Origin of the sequence: Paracoccus amoyensis (genome assembly GCF_014490725.1) — a bacterium.
Classification (GTDB): domain Bacteria; phylum Pseudomonadota; class Alphaproteobacteria; order Rhodobacterales; family Rhodobacteraceae; genus Paracoccus; species Paracoccus amoyensis.
Genome location: NZ_JACOQL010000003.1, coordinates 694,647 through 712,992 on the forward strand (window position 1 = coordinate 694,647; position 18,346 = coordinate 712,992).

The 18,346-nt window shown below is 60.5% G+C and carries 16 protein-coding genes and 1 pseudogene; 15 read left to right on the top strand and 2 right to left on the bottom strand.

From position 1 onward, the window contains the following. Position 1 precedes the first annotated feature (1 nt). Positions 2-826: a hypothetical protein gene (locus tag H4P12_RS12450; RefSeq protein WP_166331160.1), complete on the top strand. Its 825-nt coding sequence runs from the start codon at positions 2-4 to the stop codon at positions 824-826. Positions 827-1,305: 479 nt separating this feature from the next. Here H4P12_RS12450 and H4P12_RS12455 read toward each other — a convergent pair whose 3' ends face one another. Further along, positions 1,306-2,640 carry a DUF7986 domain-containing protein gene (locus H4P12_RS12455; RefSeq protein WP_166331158.1) on the bottom strand — a complete coding sequence of 445 codons (1,335 nt, stop codon included), beginning with the start codon at positions 2,638-2,640 and terminating at the stop codon, positions 1,306-1,308. Between the two features lie 342 nt (positions 2,641-2,982). Between H4P12_RS12455 and H4P12_RS12460 the strand changes: the two genes are divergently transcribed. After that, positions 2,983-3,582 carry a hypothetical protein gene (locus H4P12_RS12460; RefSeq protein ID WP_166331156.1) on the top strand — a complete coding sequence of 200 codons (600 nt, stop codon included), beginning with the start codon at positions 2,983-2,985 and terminating at the stop codon, positions 3,580-3,582. A gap of 24 nt (positions 3,583-3,606) precedes the next feature. Here the strand turns inward: H4P12_RS12460 and H4P12_RS12465 are convergent, their stop codons facing one another. Beyond that, entirely contained in the window at positions 3,607-4,872 is a 1,266-nt protein-coding gene (locus H4P12_RS12465; RefSeq protein WP_166331154.1) for a tyrosine-type recombinase/integrase, read from the bottom strand. A gap of 554 nt (positions 4,873-5,426) precedes the next feature. Between H4P12_RS12465 and H4P12_RS12470 the strand changes: the two genes are divergently transcribed. From H4P12_RS12470 to H4P12_RS19055, 13 genes and pseudogenes are all read left to right on the top strand, one after another. Beyond that, the gene (locus tag H4P12_RS12470; RefSeq protein ID WP_166331152.1) at positions 5,427-5,684 is read left to right on the top strand and encodes a helix-turn-helix transcriptional regulator; all 258 of its coding nucleotides are present in this window, start codon (positions 5,427-5,429) and stop codon (positions 5,682-5,684) included. After that, entirely contained in the window at positions 5,684-5,920 is a 237-nt protein-coding gene (locus H4P12_RS12475; protein WP_166331150.1) for a hypothetical protein, read from the top strand. The genes H4P12_RS12470 and H4P12_RS12475 overlap by 1 nt, the downstream gene beginning before the upstream one ends. Beyond that, the gene (locus H4P12_RS12480) at positions 5,917-6,312 is read left to right on the top strand and encodes a VRR-NUC domain-containing protein (protein WP_166331148.1); all 396 of its coding nucleotides are present in this window, start codon (positions 5,917-5,919) and stop codon (positions 6,310-6,312) included. The genes H4P12_RS12475 and H4P12_RS12480 overlap by 4 nt, the downstream gene beginning before the upstream one ends. Further along, positions 6,309-7,274, top strand: a complete 966-nt coding sequence (locus tag H4P12_RS12485; RefSeq protein ID WP_166331146.1) for a helix-turn-helix domain-containing protein — start codon at positions 6,309-6,311, stop codon at positions 7,272-7,274. Before H4P12_RS12480 ends, H4P12_RS12485 begins: the two co-directional genes overlap by 4 nt. Positions 7,275-7,345: 71 nt before the next feature. Continuing rightward, positions 7,346-7,762: pseudogene (locus H4P12_RS19195) on the top strand (DNA cytosine methyltransferase); the annotation flags it as partial. A gap of 28 nt (positions 7,763-7,790) precedes the next feature. Continuing rightward, positions 7,791-8,567, top strand: a complete 777-nt coding sequence (locus tag H4P12_RS18825) for a DNA methyltransferase (protein WP_235931377.1) — start codon at positions 7,791-7,793, stop codon at positions 8,565-8,567. Continuing rightward, positions 8,564-9,235, top strand: a complete 672-nt coding sequence (locus tag H4P12_RS12495; RefSeq protein WP_166331142.1) for a hypothetical protein — start codon at positions 8,564-8,566, stop codon at positions 9,233-9,235. Before H4P12_RS18825 ends, H4P12_RS12495 begins: the two co-directional genes overlap by 4 nt. Before the next feature lie 75 nt (positions 9,236-9,310). Further along, a complete protein-coding gene (locus H4P12_RS12500) occupies positions 9,311-10,849 on the top strand; it encodes a site-specific DNA-methyltransferase (protein WP_166331141.1) in 1,539 nt (512 codons plus the stop codon). Then, entirely contained in the window at positions 10,846-13,539 is a 2,694-nt protein-coding gene (locus H4P12_RS12505) for a DEAD/DEAH box helicase family protein (RefSeq protein WP_166331139.1), read from the top strand. The genes H4P12_RS12500 and H4P12_RS12505 overlap by 4 nt, the downstream gene beginning before the upstream one ends. A gap of 141 nt (positions 13,540-13,680) precedes the next feature. Continuing rightward, a complete protein-coding gene (locus H4P12_RS12510) occupies positions 13,681-15,771 on the top strand; it encodes a DEAD/DEAH box helicase (protein ID WP_166331137.1) in 2,091 nt (696 codons plus the stop codon). A gap of 3 nt (positions 15,772-15,774) precedes the next feature. Beyond that, the gene (locus H4P12_RS12515) at positions 15,775-16,497 is read left to right on the top strand and encodes a DUF2290 domain-containing protein (protein WP_166331135.1); all 723 of its coding nucleotides are present in this window, start codon (positions 15,775-15,777) and stop codon (positions 16,495-16,497) included. A gap of 337 nt (positions 16,498-16,834) precedes the next feature. Further along, on the top strand, positions 16,835-18,088 hold the full coding sequence (locus tag H4P12_RS12520; RefSeq protein ID WP_187793964.1) for a site-specific DNA-methyltransferase: 1,254 nt from the start codon (positions 16,835-16,837) through the stop codon (positions 18,086-18,088). Positions 18,089-18,096: 8 nt separating this feature from the next. Next, complete coding sequence (locus tag H4P12_RS19055) at positions 18,097-18,231, top strand: hypothetical protein (protein WP_281390451.1); 135 nt, start codon at positions 18,097-18,099, stop codon at positions 18,229-18,231. Positions 18,232-18,346 lie beyond the last annotated feature (115 nt).

Sequence of the window (18,346 nt, forward strand, 5' to 3'; positions counted from 1 at the left end):
CATGCTTGTCGTTGTATTTGTAACCGCTGAATCTGCGGTACTTGAAGCTGTGGCGTCGAAAAAGACTTCTCTCGTGCCTGCGGATCTACGCGCAAATGGTTTCTCGGCACTTGGCGTCCACAACTTAGTTTTGACCGCTTTTGACACGAATAAAAGCAAAAGCATAAACGATTTCGTAGATTGGCTAAGATGGGAAGATGCGTCGGGGGTCATTGTTATTTCGGATGAAAGCATGCCGAGCTTGGCGGAAAATCTTGGTGACCACTTCAGCGTTCACCTTTTCGAAGCCCCGTCAAATAGTAAGAACGTTGACAACGTGATCACCTCGGTGCTGGCGAAGTGCTTACGCGCCTTCAGATTTTTCGCAAAACGCTTCACCGACAAAAAATACCAGCAGATTTTTCGGCTACCGCTCAGAAATTTCGATGCCCCTGAAATTGTTGAGATGCGCAAAATCTGTCGCGATATGACTCAACGCAACTACGGCCGTGAGATAGACGCGCTGTTGAAAGACATGCGCAAGCGACAAAAGCCCAAGAAGGCTTCTGCCTATCCGGAGGTCTACCTTGTCGATGATAAGGACAAACACTTCAAATTGGGACCGGAACGCCACGCGCAGGCAGAAACAAGTATGCCGCCACATAATGCAATTTGTGTGGTCTCAAATAACATGCGCTTCGGGCATAGGTTTGATGGATCAACCCATTACAATGTTAGTCGCGATAAAAACGTGTCTATGAAGGGTATCTACGAGGATTGTCACGGAATACTCCGTGAGCACGGGAAAAATTCCCACCTCAATATGTTTACTAGCGACTTTTTCTGAAAGTGGCATCAGGGAGTACAGTGTAGCTCCCTTAAATGCGTCTATGATGCTCTCTCACCGAAAGCGGTCTGAGTGGATCAAGGGCTAACCCTAATTTTTCGACTCATCCGTACAATCGCATGGCGCTTTCAGGCTCGGGGCTCTCAAAGCGCATGTAGGCTCGATAGATAGGAGTAGATTTAGGATTTGAGCCTCTAGAAGTCAATCGCAAACCGACGCGCCGTCGGCCTAGCACTAGGGGAGAACCACGTCTCTAGGCCTACTAAGCATGTCAGCCTGCATCGCGATTCAGTCGTCATTCCTTCCTTGAGGGCGCTACCAAACCTACAGGGCAAACTCAAAAGAGCATCCTTTCGGTTTGCACGCCGCGATTGACAAGTATGGCTCCGCAACCCGGCTTTCGCTGCGTCGATCATGAGCGGCCGGTTAGGAGTGATTGCGCTGACTTCAAAGTCCTAGGTGGCAAACGTCTGCGACCGTCATTTCCGCAGTTCCTTCAGCCCCAGTTCATCCCACATCCAGCCGAAATCATATTCCGCAACCGGACTGTCCGGATAGCGATCACGTCCGCCCTCCAGATATTCCAGCCAATCGACCACCTTCGCTCGACCGACGGCAGTGCGAGTGGACGCACGCGGCGTCTTGCCGCCGAGGGCGGGGATCGGCGCATCCAGCGTTTCGCGGTAATGCCGATCCAGATCTTCGTGCGTGACTTTCGGGGTATTTTCCGGCGGGATTTCGTCTGATGCGACCAGCGGCTGGATCGGGCGATACTCGCCGCGCATCTGATCCATCGTGCGCCTGATCGTAATCGAGCCCGTCAGCAACTCGCCACAGGCCGCCGTCACCAGCGCGTCGACGTGTGCAGCGCGCGCGGCCGAATTCACATCGACGATCAACGTCCGCTCCGTCAGCTCCAGCGTTCCCATCACCGTGGCGCCATCGATCTCGTTGTCCATGATCATACCTCCCGCCGACCCTCCGACGGGGCCCTTGTGAACCCTGAGCCAGTTCCAGAGGTTCGGCCCATCCGGTTTGAAACCGTCAACGCGGCCAAGCTGTTCGGCCACGTCCTTCTGCGTCACGCCGTCGGCCAGGGGAAAACGCAGATCATGGAACAGCACGTCGTCGCCGTCTGTGTTGAAAATGACCGCCTCGACGGGTTTTTCGGCGAGATCAAGCTCGGTAAACAGCCAGGCCGAGGTGAAGACCGGCGCGCAGAGCATCAGCTGATCCCGCGTAAGGCGCGGCAGGTCGTACGTGTCCAGTTCCAGCGCGTCACGCAGCCTGTGGAACAGCAATTTCACCGCCTCTGCTCGGAAAGCCAGTAACGCGCCCGCGATGACATGATGATCGCCTTTGGGCATCAGCCGCGTCGCGATCCGGCTGCCTTGCTGCAGATTGCGGTCGGTCGCCCGCACGGTGACGGGTTCTGCCGGTCCCAGCACATCCCGCAGCACCATCGAGACACCAGGCTGAACTTCATCGACCTCATAGAGGCTGATCGGCGTGTCGCGCAAAGCCGTCAGGTAATCCCGGTTCCGGACAGTGTCCCTCCAGTTGCGGCTCGTCAGATAGTGATCGACGATATTGCCGTCCTCATAGTGGCGCGACAGGAAATCCTCGAAACCGCAATCCCAAAGGGCGACTTTCCATTGACCGCCCAGCACCTCGATCAGGCTCAGGAAATCGATCCCGAAGTCTTCCAGCGTCGACCGGATGTGTTCGGCCGTGACTTCCTTCATGCGGTCAGCCCAGACACCCTTCTCTCCGATAAAGCCCATCAGATCGGACATGTCGCTGCGCTTGGTCATGATATTCTCCCGGGAATTTTGTTGACCGGTTTCTATCCCCGGAACCGTGCTGAACGCCACCTCCGAACGACGTCGCGGCAGCATCCGCGTGTTTGCAAGTTAACGCGTGTTCTTGACTTGTTCCCATCGACCGAACGGTGCACAACGACGCGCAAGAGGAGAATCAAGCTCAACCACAAGCATAGCAGCCTCATCGGAATATAGCTCAGGGACAGGCGATCGGGCGCAAGGAAGCGCCCTGCCCTTATTGCCGCCAATTCCACTTCCCCCCGCACCCTCGGGCGCGGGCTGCACCGGGTTTGAGCGACGGCAATCCTCTGCAGAAACGGAGAGGATAAGACCATGGCCCTGCCGCCGCGCACGCATTACACCCTGCATGAAGTCACTGCCCGCTGGGGCTGCAACATCGCCGATATCGCGGGATGGGCGGATGCGGGCCGCTTCAGGATTTTGACCGGGATCGCGGTGGTGCATTGCGGCAGCGAAACAGTGGCAGGGAAGGTGGTTCTGTCGCCAATGGAACTGCTGCCGCTCTTCCGCCGTTGCGGCACCGGCCCGACGGAAGGTGTCATGCGACGCATCCGGCCCGTCGACCGGGAAGACTGGCTGCTGATCACGGATCCGGTGGGCGGGATCACGGTGGCAATTGCCGACATGCTGATCCTGGCCGAGGAGGTGCACGCCTTCGAGGACGAGAACGATATGGTGCGCCGGGTCGCATCCGGACCGGGCGCGGCGACGCCCTATGACTGGGAAGGCATGAACGTCGCCCTGATCCTGCGCATTCATGACGATGGCCTGCCCGCGACGCAGGCAGAGTTAGTCGCCGAGATGCAGGATTGGTTCGCAAACCGGTCGAACGGTGACAGAATCCCCGACGGCCGCAGCATTCGGAGGCGGATCACGCCGGTGTGGAAAGCCCTGCGGCGCGAGGATGAGTAAAGGACCGGGGCGGCGCTCGGCCGGTCAGGCAGACTGGTGTTTCACAGTTGCCTCGGCATCGTGCACCAGCCGGGGCTTTGGCCGGAAGGCGCTGGCCACGGCATCGACCCCTGCGCGGAGCGGCGAATCCATCAGATGGGCATAGCGCAGCGTGGTCTGCATCTGACTGTGGCCGAGCAATTTGCCGATCATCTCCAGCGAGGCCCCGCCGCTGACCAGAAGCGAGGCGAAGGTGTGGCGCAGATCGTGGATGCGCACGTCCTCCAACCCACAGTCCTTCTGCACCCGCGCCCAGAAGCGGCGGACCTCCTGCACCGGCTGGCCGGGCGTGTCGCCGGGAAAGAGCCATGGCACCCCATTCGGCACCAGCATCAGCCGCTGCCGCACGATGGCGGCGGTCTCGTCCGAGATCGGCACCCGATGGGCGCGGCGCTGTTTGGTCATGGCAGGCGGTTTCGACCAGCTCATCTGTTCGAGATTGAACTGTTCGAACCGGGCCTGCCGCACCTCGCCGAGGCGAGCCCCGGTCAGCATGCAGAGCCGGATGATATCGGCCGCGCGCCGGTCCTCGGCCGCATCCAGCGCGGCAGCCAGTTTGGCGATCTCTTCCTTTGACAGAAAGCGCTCGCGCGGCGTTTCCATGCGGCGATGGAAGCGCTGGGCGGGATTGTCTTCGCACCAGCCCCATTGCACCGCCAGCGTGAACATCTTTCGAATGATCTCTCCGACCCGGTTGGCGCGGACCGGCGTGGGTTTTGCGCCCTGCAGCTTGCGCGCCCGGTTGTTCGGCTTCGCCTTGTGCGGCCTTGCCCGACCCTCGGCGATCTGCGTCAGCAACCTGTCCACATCGCTCTGGGTGATGTCCACCACCAGCTTCCTACCCCAGACCGGGGCGACCAGCTTCGCCATGACCGAGCGCTGGTCTGCCTGACTGCGTTCCGACAGTTTCGGCAGATGCTCGGCGCAGTAGCGTTCGATCAGATCGTCGACGCGCGGCGCTTCGCGCTTTTCCTCGCGCAGGGCCAGCGGATCGGCCCCGGCATCGATTTCGCGCCGGAGTTCACGGGCACGTTCCCGCGCCGCCGAGACCGACCAGTCGGGCCAGCGTCCGAAGGTCATCCGGCGCTGGCGACCGGCATGGCGGTAATCCAGCGTGAAGGCGCGCCCGCCACCGCGATAGATGCAGACCGCGAAGCCGCGCATCTCGCTGTCAAAAATCTGGTAATCGCGCCCCGGCACGGGTTCGACCTCGCGCAGAATCTTTTCGGTCAGCTTGATGCGTTCGGGCATGGTCGTTCGGTCCTTCTGGCATCCGACATGAGGCGTGGTTCTGCGGCTCTATCAAGCCAAGCATGGGAACCTGGGTGGCAGCGAGGCGGAGAGTGGCATAAACGTCGCCATACTCGCGCCACCCCTTGTTTTGCTGGGCTTTCTACGATCAGGCGGGCACTTGACCCGGTGCGATGTCCCGGCCCGATCTCAGGCTCATCATCGGAATCGCCAACAATAGCGGGCGTTTTCGCGGGATCGGCAGACCCGGCTTTGTAAATCCCGAATGATTTCAATGGGTGGCGCGGTGCCCTGCCGGGTGCCACCCCCCCTTTGCCCATCAATGCCGGTCAATGCCGACATTTCCGGCGGTTCGCTGGTGCTTGCCGCCTTGGGGTCAATCCGGGGGTGATCGGTGGCAGTTGCCTCCCTGCCCCGCTTCGCCAAGCAAAGCGCCACAAAGCCAGCAAAACATGGGGTGGCACGCCTGTGGCATTCTTTGCGCCACCCTCCGCCTCGCCGCCACCCCTCGGCATCTGCGCTCAATCGCCTCCACAGCAATGATGGAGACCCCGATGCCGCATCTCGGATCGATGCCGGAACCGACCGCAAAACCCCGCACCCTGATGGCCGGCTGGATCAGCCGCCTCGATCTCGCCATGGAACTCGGCCTTTCGGTCGATACCCTGCGCCGCTGGGAAGCCCAGCGGATGGGCCCGCCCTGCGTCCGCGCTGGCCGAAAGGTCTATTATCGCCGCGCCGCCGTCGAGGACTGGCTGGAAGAGCAGGAACAGGCCGCCCCGCGCCGCCGCCGCGCCGGAGGCCGCCGCTGATGACCGACCTGATCCATGCGCCCGACTGGTCCGCCGATCGCGTCGCCGAGGCAAGGGCTGTCATTGCCGATGCCGCCCATCACAGCGACCGCCTCGTGACCATCGCCTGCGAAGTTCTGGCCCGCCATGGCGCGACCGAGGAAGAGCGCGAAGAGGCAAAGCTGCTGCGCCTGATCGTCGATGCCCGGCGGCCGGTCCGCGCCCGGCGCAATGATGGTGACGAGGTACAACCATGAAGCGCCGCGGCACCCCCGAAGCCGATCTGCAGCGCGCCGTGGTCCGCAGCCTGCGCCAGATCCTGCCCCGCACCGCCATCATCCATCACTGCGCCAACGAGGTCACGGAACCCGGACCGCGCGGCGCGAAGCGTCAGGCGATCCTCGTCGGCATGGGCGTTCATGCCGGTTTCGCCGATCTGATGATCCTCTGCGATGGCCGCGTGCTGTTTCTGGAGCTGAAAGCCCCGAAGGGGCGGTTGCGACCGACGCAGGAGGCGTTCCGCGACGCCGTGATGGCGCAGGGTTTCGGCTGGGCGCTGGTCCGGTCCCTCGACGATGCACTGGGTGCGCTGGCCGATCACGGGTTTTCCACCCGCATTGCAGCCCCGGCCCGGAGGGTCGCGCCATGAGCCATGCCGCCACCAACTGGGCCATCCAGCAGCGCGGGCTGAAGCCTGCGACCAAGATCGTGCTCTGGCATCTCTGCGACCGCCACAATCCCGATTTCGGCTGCTTTCCGACGCAGGTGCGGCTGGCCGAAGACGCCGAGATGTCGGTTTCGGCGCTGAACGAACATCTCATCAAGCTCGAGGAACGGCGCCTGATCCACCGGGTCCGCACGCATGATCCCCGCACCCACAAGCGTCAGGCCACCCGCTATATTCTGGGTTTCGAGCCAAGCTTTCCGCACGACCCGTCTCCGAAAACCGGAGATGGCGATGAAGGGCTGGAGGGGGAACCGGGCGGCGATCCAACTCCGGATTCCGGACATGGACCCATCTCCGGATTTTCGGCAAAGCCATCTCCGGATTTTGCCGAAAGCCATCTCCGGAATCCGGAGACTAACCCTGTAAGGGAACCTTTAAGGGAACCAGTAAAGGAGGAGGAGGACGCGCGTGCGCGCGATGACCGATTTGAGGAATTTTTCGGGGAACTGCTCGATGCGCTGGGTCTGGACCTTGAGGCCGCCCTTCCCGCCTGGTGGCAGGGCTGGCCAGCCCGCGAGCATGTCCGGCGCTGGATCACCGATCTCGGGCTGACCGAGGACCGGATCATCGCGGTCGCCCGGGACAGCCGGGACACCCATCCCGAACCGCCGGACGGGCCGCGGGCGCTGGACCGGCTGATGGAACGGGCGGCACGCACGGCCAAGGCCCCGCCCCCTTCCGAGGGCGATCACCGCCGCAAGCGCAAAACCAAACCTAGCGACGCCCCAGGGGCCAGCCTCGACGAAATCGCCAGCTTCTACGCCGGGATGGTGAACGGCGACGGCTACCTGCCCTCGAACGCCATCTCCAACACCGTGCGCAATGCACTGCTTGAGAGGGGGCTGGTGACGGCCCAGCGCCTGCGCGAACGAGGGGTGCTGTGAATGCCATGGTGTCACGTCCCCGGCACGGACTCAGCCTCTGCGCAGGCGGCGGAGGCCTGGATATGGGCCTCATGCTCGCCGAGCCCGGATATCATACCCGCGCCTTTGTCGAATGGGAGGACTGGCCGAGATCGGTGCTCATCGCAGCCCAGAATGCCGGGTATTTCGCCCCGGCCCCGATCTGGGACGATCTGCGCAGCTTCGATGCCCGCCCCTTCCGTGGCGCCTTCGACACAGTGCTGGCCGGGTATCCCTGCCAGCCCTTCAGTGCCGCCGGAAAGCGCGGCGGCGCGGCCGATCCCCGACACCTCTGGCCCGAAGTCGCCCGTGTCATCGCCGAATGCCGACCGGAATGGGTCTCCCTCGAAAACGTCGCCGGGCACGTCACCCTCGGTCTCGAAACCGTGCTCCGAGAGCTTTGGGGACTGGGTTACACGCCTGCGGCGGGTCTGTTCTCAGCGGCAGAAGTCGGTGCGCCGCACCAGCGGCTGCGGATCTTCATCCTGGCCCACACCGATGAGCCTGCATCCCGGAACCACCCGCTACAACCCGGCGGGCAACAGCGATTTTACCCGCAAGGCGGAAGCATTGGCGCTGGGCATCGCCAGCTGGTCGACGCCGAAGGCCAGCGATGGGTCGAAGGGCGGACCGGGTCAGAGCTATGGCTCGTGCGGAACGCCACCATTGCCAGCGCAGGCGGCGCAATGGTGGACGACACCGCAGGCACACGATGTCAGCCCTCGGGGTGCGGGTCAGATTCCAGGACCGAAGGCTGGCAACCGTTGCCTGGCGCGAGATGCGCAAAACTGGGCGACACCAGCGACGCAATGGCCGACCCCGGCCGCGCAGAACTGGAAGGGCAGTTCGGAAGCCAGCATCACCCGGGCGGATGGCAAAAGCCGGATGGATGTCCTGCATTACCGGGCGGAACAGGGCTTCACCCGCCCGGCCCCGGCGATCACGCCGCATGGGCCACAATCCTCGCCGCACGCCCCGATCTCGCGCCCGCTCTGGGCTTTCATGATTGCCTCGCATGGGCGCGCTGTCTCGCGGCGGATCCTGAAGGCGCGGGCGCGGCGGCGGCTGAACCCGCTCTTCGTCGGATGGCTGATGGGCTGGCCCATCGGGCACGCGCTCTGCGCCTGCTCGGCAACGGAGTTCACCCATTGGCAGCGGCACATGCGTGGCGCACTCTCGCAGCTGCCCATGGCCTCGGGCCCGTGGATCTGGCGTCCGGCGGAGGAACCCCAGCGCCCGGCGCAGATGTCCCTGTTTGAAGGACCGCAGCCATGAGCATTCAGGGACGGATCGGCCGCACGGGCGGCGGACGGGTGAGGCGCGCGCTGGGCGTGCAGGCGGCGCTGGAATGGGCCTTCCGGGTCGAGAAGGCGCAGCTGGATCTGCCGGTGCCGAAGGACACAACAGGTGAGAGCTACGGATATGGGCTTGAACATGTCCTGCTGCAGCGCGCGGCGCTGGGCTGCAGGATCGATGGCGGCCAGCACAAGTTCGGCAGCTATACCCATGAGGATGCCGAAGTGATCGCCGCCTGCGTGGCTGGCATGCCCGACAGTCTTGGCGGGAGGCGCATGGCGATCCGGATCGCGGAACTGGCCCGCGCCGGGCTGACACCGGACTGGATGCCCGGCGCCCTGCCGCGCTGCGTGCCGGTCGAGGTGAGGCGCAACCAGCATGGGGAGCGGGCAGCAACGGCGGTCGTCGGCACAGCGCGGGTGCTGTCCCGTGGCAAATGGCGCACAGTCGATATTATGGCCTGCCCCGTCACCTTCTCGCCCCATCCCCACCAGATCGAAGCCGCCCGCCGCGCCTATGAGGACTGGTGGCAGGCGCTGGGCTGGATCCGCGACGGGCTGATTGCGGGCGGGATGCTGCGGGAGGTGGAGGTGACGCAGGCGATGCCGAAGGTGAGGCCGTGGCAAGCACGGCCTGCGTTGACATGAACGGTCGCGCTGCCTTGCAGGCCCGGGCAATCGCGGGCAGATTGTCGGAAAAACAACCGGCAGGACATTTCCCTTATGCCCCTTCTTCAATGGCTGACCCGCGATCAGGACCTGACCGCCGCTGATCGCGTGGCATATCGGCTGCTTGATGAGGTGCCCGATCTGTCGGTGCCGGACACTGGCGGGGATGCGGACGGCAATCTGCTGGTCCAGGGCGACAATCTGGAGGCACTGCGGGCGCTGCTGCCCTTCTATGCCGGACGGGTGAAGTGCATCTATATCGACCCGCCCTATAACACAGGCTCGGCCTTCGAGCATTACGACGACAGTCTGGAACACGCCAAATGGCTGGCAATGATGGTGCCGCGCCTGCAATTGCTGCGTGAGTTTCTGAGCGAAGACGGCTCGATCTGGGTCAGCATCGATGACTACGAGGGGCATTATCTCAAAGTTCTGATGGACGAGGTCTTCGGGCGCAGGAATTTCATAGCCAACCTCGTGTGGCAAAAGAGAACTTCGCGCGAAAATCGAAAGGCTGTCGGTTCAGCGCATGATCATATCCTTGTCTACGCGCGAAAAGGTCCGGCCGAATGGAAAGAGTATCGGAATCTGGAACCAGATACGGACGCGGGCTACTCAAATCCCGATAGCGATCCTCAAGGCCGCTGGCGCTCCATTCCCTTCAGCGCCCAAGGGTATCGACCCAATCAAATGTATACCATCACGACACCAACAGGGTCGCAGCTTTCACCACCAAAGGGGCGCTGTTGGGGTGCGACAGAGCCAGAATTCGAACGCTACCGATCAGAGGGGCGCGTCTACTGGCCCAAAGGCGGTGAAGGCCGGCCACGCATCAAGAAATACGAATGGGAAGACTCTGGCCTTGCACCGATGACATGGTGGACAGCGGCTGAGTCTGGCGACAACCAGAGGGCAAAGAAGGAGATCCTCGCTGTCTTCGAGGATGAGGATATTTTCGCTACCCCCAAGCCTGAACGCCTGATCCAGCGCATCCTGCATATCGCGACCAACCCCGGCGATCTGGTGCTCGACAGTTTTCTGGGCTCGGGCACCACGGCGGCGGTGGCGCACAAGATGGGTCGGCGCTGGATCGGGGTGGAAATGGGCGATCACGCCCGGACCCATTGCGCGCTGCGCATGCGGAAGGTGATCGAGGGCGAACAGGGCGGCATCTCGGCCGATATCGGCTGGCAGGGCGGCGGCGGGTTTCGTTTCTGCACGCTGGGCGCGGCGGTGTTCGACCATGCCGGTCAGATCAACCCGGATATCCGTTTCGCGGATCTCGCCCGGCATCTGTGGTTCTCGGAATTCCGGGTGCCGCTGGCAGCTTCGCCCTCTGGTCCGTTTCTGGGCGCACATGACGGACGCGGGCTGGCGCTGCTGTACAACGGCATCCTTAAGGATCGCTCGGTCAGCGGCGGCAACGTGCTGACCCATGCTGTGCTGCGGCTGATCCGCGATGAGGCCCATGCGGCGGGCCATACGGGGCCGGTCACCGTATATGGCGCGGCAAACCGCCTGTCGGACCGAACTCTGGATGAGGCAGAGGTGAGCTTTCGCCAGACGCCCTGGGATATCAAGGCAAGGGCATGACCATGGAATTGAAGCGCTACCAGCAGTCCGCCCTGAATTCCCTGTCGCGGTTCCTGACCCGTTCGGGCGCGAAAGGCCCTGCCGCGGCTTTCGCCGAAGAGGTCGCCCGTCAGGAGGAAGAGGCACAGCTTGAAGGCCGCAAGCTGGAGCCTCGCCACTATGAGACCCCCTTCGCCGACAAGCCCGACATGCCCTATGTCTGTCTGCGCCTGCCGACTGGCGGCGGCAAGACGCTGCTCGCGACCGAAGCGATCCGAGTGGGTGCGGAATTCGTCCAGAAGCCGCATCCGATGGTGCTGTGGATGGTGACCTCGGACGCGATCAAGCGCCAGACGGTCGAGGCGTTGAAGGATGTGAACCACCCCTATCGGCAGCGGCTGGACGCGGTGACCGGCGGCAGGACGCGAGTTTTCGATATCGAGGAATTCGTAACCCTGCGTCCCAGCGATATCGGCCGTTTCACCTGCGTGATCGTGGCAACCATCCAGTCGTTCCGCGTGACGGATACCACCCAGCGCAAGGTCTATGCCTATCAGGAGGAGTTCGAGCCGCATTTCTCGGGGCTTCCGACCGAGGGAATGGAGCTGGTAACAGCGTCGGACGCGGCGCGCGAGCCTCTGCTGGCAGGCCGCGAAGGCACGGTGAAGTTCAGCTTTGCCAATCTGATGTATCATCACCGCCCAATAATGATCGTGGACGAGGCCCATAACGCCGTGACCGGCCTTTCGCGCGACATGCAAGCGCGGCTGCGCCCGTCGGCGATCATCGAATTCACCGCGACCCCGCGCGGCGTGTCGAACGTGCTGTTTTCCGTCACAGCCGGCGCGCTGAAGGACGAGGAAATGATCAAGCTGCCTATCCGCGTGCGCCCGCATGACGGCTGGGAAGAGGCAGTGACCGGCGCGGTCGCAACCCGCAACATGCTGGAGGAGAAGGCCAAACGCGAGGCCGAGTTCCTGCGTCCCGTTGCCCTGTATCAGGCACAGGCCAAGAACGGGCACCCCACAGTCGAGGAGTTGCGCCGCTATCTTGTTGAAGAAAAAGCAATTCCTCCCGCCTGGATCAAGGTCGCGACGGGCGACAACCGCGAGCTGGATGGCGTCAATCTGCGCGATCCGAACGAGCCCACGCGGCACGTCATCACGGTTCAGGCGCTCCGCGAGGGCTGGGATTGCCCCTCGGCCTATGTGCTCTGCGCCACGCAGAAAGTGGCATCGGCAACGGCGGTCGAGCAGCTTCTGGGCCGTGTTCTGCGGATGCCCTATGCCAAGCGGCGCCGGGATGCGGCGTTGAACATGGCCTATGCGCATGTGGCCGAACCGTCCTTCGCTGAAGTAGCGGCCAGCCTGCGCGACAAGCTGATCGACATGGGCTTCACCGATGAAGAGGTCCGGCAGTCGCTGCGCCCGGCTTCTGTCGAGGAAGATGCGCAGGGCCAGCTGTTCGATCCGGATCCGGTGGCGCCGAAGCCGGTCATGACCTTTGAAATCCCCGACAGCGACGTGGCCCGCGCGGATCTGGCTGAGCTTGCCGAGGCCGGTGCAGAGTTTATCCGCACCGATTCCGGTACGCTGAAGGTCGGGGTGAAGGGTGCTGTGACCGAGGCTGTCGCCAGCACCATCGAACGCCATACGCCAGAGGAACAGCGCCCTGCCCTGCGCGCCGAAATCGACCGGCACGAGGCACAGGTCGAGGCCGCGCTGTCGCCCGCCGAAAAGGGTGCCGCCATCGAGGTGCCGTTCCTGATGGTCGAAATGGATGGCGATTTGTTCCAGGCCGATACCGACCTGATCATGGAGCGGGTCGAATGGTCGATACTGAACCATCCCGCCCAGATCACCGAAGCAGAAATGAGTTTCCGCCGCGCCGAGAATGTGATCGAGATCGATGTCGAGGGCGAGAAGCTGGTCTATTCGCAGACCCAGACGACGCAGCTGCCGCTGATCGGACTTGCAGATCCTGACGATGCGACGCTCGCGTCAAGCCTCCTGCAATGGCTGGATCGTCAGTGCCGGGCTGCGGATATTCCGCCGACCGACCTGTCTGCATGGCTGGCGCGGATTGTCGCCAATCTGGTCGCCGAACGCGGGATTTCCGCACGCACGCTCATCGACTGGCAATATCCGCTCGCCACACGCATTCGCGCAAAGATCGCCGAAATCCGCGCTGGGGTGCGCCAGCAGGCCCATCAGGTCGCGCTTTTCGATGATACGGCCGTGCTAGGCACCGATCCGGCATGCGTCGCAAGGTTCGATGCCGAAAGCTATGCCAATGTGCCGACCACGCCGACCGGTGCATTTCGCCTGCGCCGCCATCTGCTCGGCGCGGATCGCGTCCCACTGCTCGATGGCGATCTCGGCGGCGAAGAGTTTCAGTGCGCCTGGGCACTCGACAGTCTGGAGGAGGTGGACCTGTGGGTGCGGAACATCTCCAAACACCCGGCCAGCTTCTGGCTGCCCCGTGTCCAGCACCGCTTCTATCCCGACTTCATCGCCCGCCTCACCGATGGTCGGCTGTTCGTCGTTGAATACAAGGGCGAGCACCTTGCCACCGCGCAGGATGCACGCGAAAAAGACATGCTGGGTAGGCTCTGGGCCGAGAAGACCGGTAATGTCTTCCTGACCGTGCGCAAAATGCAGCATGGCATCGGCGTTCAGGACCAGATGCTCAACGCAATCCGAGGAGTTTGACGCAATTACGTTGTAGATCGTTAGAATACCGAAAACCTAAGACATCGCAGAAATGACGTCGACATTTTCCTAGCCAATACTAGCGGCTATGTGTCCAGCAGCGCAATATCAGCCCCACCAACAAAATCGAATGAGACTAATATGACCGTTACATACATTCCGACAATCGGTAGGGGCGAGGAGAACTACGACGTAGCTCAGATCGCTCGAAAGGTTAGAGAAGGTGTTGTCTATTCACCAGAGGATCAGGTCATACTCTACGCGGGATGGCCGCAAGTAAAGGATTATAGCGGAAGAACCCACACCGCAGATTTAACTGTGGTCAGTAACCACCATGGAGTGAAGCTGGTAAAGTTTTCTCCTTCTTCAAGTAGCACAGATCTCAAGAAGGATGCACTTAGCATTCTTCAGGCCGCTGCAACAACAGAAGCGCTTCTCGGGAAAAGTCTTGAACTAAAAAAGAAGCGGAAGTTGATTTTTGATGTAGTTCCAATTTTATTCGCGCCAAATTTCTCCGGAACAGACATCGGAACTGATGAAATAGAACTCGCTCGTAGCGAAGTTGAGATTATTCGTCTCCTTGCAGAAAGTGATAACGAACTATCCACAGAGCAACAAGCCGAAGTCCAAGCTATCATTGAGGGGGCAAAGGCATTAGGCCAGATCGGAGAAAAGGACGATACAGATCTAATTGACCCCGTAGCACGCGCATTCAACGATCTCGAAGCCATCATCTACAATTTCGACGCCACACAAAGAGCTGTCGCGCTGACAAGTATTAATGGGCCACAGCGAATTCGCGGTCTTGCAGGCACAGGGAAAACGGTAATTTTGGCCATGAAGGCCGCGCTGGCTCATATTGAAAATCCAAACGCCAAAATTCTTATCACTTATTATACCAGAAGCCTCCGAGATGTAATTGAACGTCTTATCACAAGATTTCATCGCCACTTTGCCGAAACCGATCCAAACTGGGACAATATTCATGTTCGCCATGGTTGGGGTCGAAGCAATCTGCCCGGGGTTTATCGCGACACCTGCGTGCGAGAAGGGAGATCGCCTAAAAGCTTCAATGATGTAAGAGGTGCAAAAAACCCTTTTGGTGCGGTTTGCCAAGAAATTGTACAAAGCAACGCGATCTCGGAGTTCTACGATATAATTCTGGTTGATGAGGGGCAAGATTTCCCAGATAGCTTCTACCAAATGTGCTTTTATCTTGCCAAAGGTACGCGCGATGAAAAGCAAATCATCTGGGCGTACGATGAGCTTCAAAATGTGTTCGATGTGCAAGTACGAGAGCCTGAATTGCTGTTCGGAACAGACTCCGATGGTCAGCCGCGCATCTCTCTGCTTCGCAGCTTGCCCGCCGGTACGGACACAAATGACTTCGTCCTTCAGCGCTCATACCGAAATCAGCGTGAAGTCCTTGTTCTGGCACACTCTTTGGGATTCGGCGTCTATAGTGACGTCGTACAGATGCTGGAAAATGCAAAGCACTGGGAAGACGTCGGCTACGAAGTGATATCCGGCACTTTTGATACTGGCAGCGAGAACGTCGTCGAGCGCCCTCTTCGAAATAGCCCAAGTATACTACACTCTCCTGAAGGAATACCAATAGCTTCAACCCGTGCTGCTACGGATTTCGACCAAGAGGTTTCATTTGCCGTAGAAGAAATAAAGTTCTTTATCGATCACGGAATTGCGCCACACCAAATAATGGTCATAAGCTTGGATGACAGGGTAGCCCGAAGCTACTTCTCAAGAATATCAAAAGATTTGAATAACCACAACATTGTCAGCAACAATATCATCAAAGATACATACAGTGAGCCTCCATTTAGGATCGACGGTATGGTTACGATGAGCACTGTCTACAGAGCAAAAGGAAACGAGGCTGCTGTGGTAATTGTTGTCGGCGCTGATGCTGCGGTACTAAGAACCCGCACTGGTCGAAATAAAATATTTGTTGCCATGACAAGGAGCAAGGCTTGGCTCCGCATTATGGGAGTAAACAGTAAAACCTTCAAGCAAATGCAGAGAGAATTCGACACAGCGATAGAAAATAGTCCACGTATCAAATTTACCATGCCGGATATGAATCAACTGAACACCATACAGCGCGGACTAGAGGAAAAGCACGCACGAATTCTTGAAGCCAAACGACGCATGGAGAAAATGAAAAATGAGTTGAACCTCTCTGACGACGACCTGAACAGTCTAATCGAGGAGTAAGGGGTGAACATTGAAAGCTTCAACAGGAGCATAAGAGCTGTCGACGCCGTCCTAGCCGATCTCAACCTTCTTGAGGGCACTGTTTACAACTGCTCGCTTCCAAGATCTATGGATTTTAACCAGACCTGCCTTACAAGCAAAGACTATAATGAAATTTATGAGACTGGCCTACGACTTTCTCACTATAATTTTCTACTCTTAGATCTCGCTTATTTTCAGTTCACTCACAAGGGCCCAACGGAGTGGGCTTTAGCTTTCTACCCAAACCCGAGAATAACAGGCTCGATCGAAGCGCTTTCTGAATTCAAAGAGTTTTCCGTTGCTCGGGATAGCGGAGAAATTTCGGAAGAAGAGTTTTCTGAATTATCTACAAGTATGCCGATAAACTATTATGTGCCGCGCTTCCGGTATGAATTTAGTGAGAGTCAGTTTAGACCTGTACAACATCCGGGGGCACATTTTCATATCGGCATGTCGGGTGAGGATCGTTGGGGCTCGTCGAGGCGCTTGTCTCCGTTGTCATTCTGTTACCTCATGCTGAAATACTATTATCCAGAGCATTGGTGGCCTCTGTCAAGGTTTTCGCAATCGCGGGAAGATTGGGCTTCACCCAAAATACTGGAGTATTGTCTCGACAAGAAATTGGAAAACTCCCTAAGAAATGACGGGGTGTCTCATCTTTTTTGTGAAGAAGAGCGGCCGGGACTTCACTTTTCGACCGTCTGAAGACGTGGCCGCAAGTCAAGGGTAGTACACTCTCGTGCCCTACCCCCTGCCTCGGTTCCTCCCCGGCGGCATCTGTATTCGGGGGGGCGCAGCGCGGAAGATTGCCAGCGTCAGGCGATTTCACCGGGGAATCCAGGCGGAATCCACTTGGCCAGCTTGAGACCATTTTCGACCAATAAAACAAGGCTTTGAGTATCCCGCAGGGGTGGATTCCTGCTGGATTCAGTGTGGATTCCGGGATCCACTTCGCGGAAGCCAGGGCCGGAATCCAGCGAGGTGGAAGCCACCGGGATCCACCCGCCCGAAGCCACCAAAAACCACAGGACCAGCCTGCCCCATGGACCTCACCTTTGCGCCGCGCCAGATCGAGTTCTGGCCGATCGAGCGCCTGCGCCCCTATGCCCGGAACGCGAAGATGCACGGGCCCGATCAGGTCGCCCGGATCGCGGCCAGCATGGCCCGTTTCGGCTGGACCGTGCCCTGCATGCTCAGTGACGATGGCGAACTGATCGCCGGTCACGGAAGGGTGCTGGCGGCGACGGAGCTGGGGCTTGCCGAGGTGCCAGTGATCCGGCTGGGCCATCTCGATGAGGCCGAACGCCGGGCCTATCGCATCGCCGACAACAAGTTGACCGAACTCGGCGACTGGGACGAGGGGCTGCTGCGCGACGAGGTCGCGGGCCTGCTGGCCGAGGATTTCGATCTGTCGCTGCTGGGCTTTGCCGAGGACGAGCTGGAGGCGCTTCTGCAGGATCCGGACATCGGCGATGGAGGCGCCGCCGAGGGCGAGGACGAGGTGCCCGAACCGCCAGTCGATCCGGTCTCGGTGCCGAGCGATCTCTGGCGGATTGGCGATCACCGGCTGATCTGCGGCGACAGCACCTCGGCGGATGTGGTCAGCAAACTGCTCGGCGATGTCCGCCCGCTGCTGATGGTGACTGACCCGCCCTATGGGGTGGAATACGACCCGGCATGGCGCAACCATACCGGCGCGGCCAAGACCAAACGCACGGGCAAGGTGCTGAACGACGACCGTGCCGACTGGCGCGAGGCCTGGGCATTGTTTCCGGGCGATGTCGCCTATGTCTGGCACGGCGCGCTGCATGCGACCACCGTCGCCGACAGCCTGATCGCGGCGGGCTTCGACATCCGCTCGCAGATCATCTGGGCCAAGGACCGGCTGGTCCTCAGCCGGGGCGACTATCACTGGCAGCACGAGCCCTGCTGGTATGCGGTGAAGAAGCGCGGCAAGGGCCACTGGGCCGGGGACCGCAAGCAGACGACGCTGTGGCAGATCGCCAATCGCGATCAGGATGCGGAAACGGTCCACGGCACCCAGAAGCCGGTCGAGTGCATGCGCCGCCCGATCCTGAACAATTCCAGCCCCGGACAGGCGATCTATGAGCCCTTCATGGGCTCGGGCACCACACTGATCGCCGCCGAGACCACCGACCGGGTCTGCTACGGTATCGAACTGAACCCCGCCTATGTCGATGTCGCCATCACCCGCTGGCAGAACCTGACGGGCCAGGCGGCCGTGCTGGACGGCACCGACAAAACCTTCGCCGACCTGACCGCCAACAGACGCTGAGACCATGAATGACCTGGCTTTACCTGCCCCCGGACGCGATTCCGGGGCCGATGACACCTGCCTCTTCGGCCTCTCCCTCTGCTCCGGCGCGGGCGGGATCGATCTCGGCCTCACCCTTGCCCTGCCCGGATATCGAGCTGTGATGGGGTGGATGCCTCCCTCCCCGACGGCATCGCGATGTGCCAGACCTTGAAGTGTCAAACGCAAGGAAATGGAAGGAGGCATCCATGAAGAAAGCTACCATCATCGGCATCGATC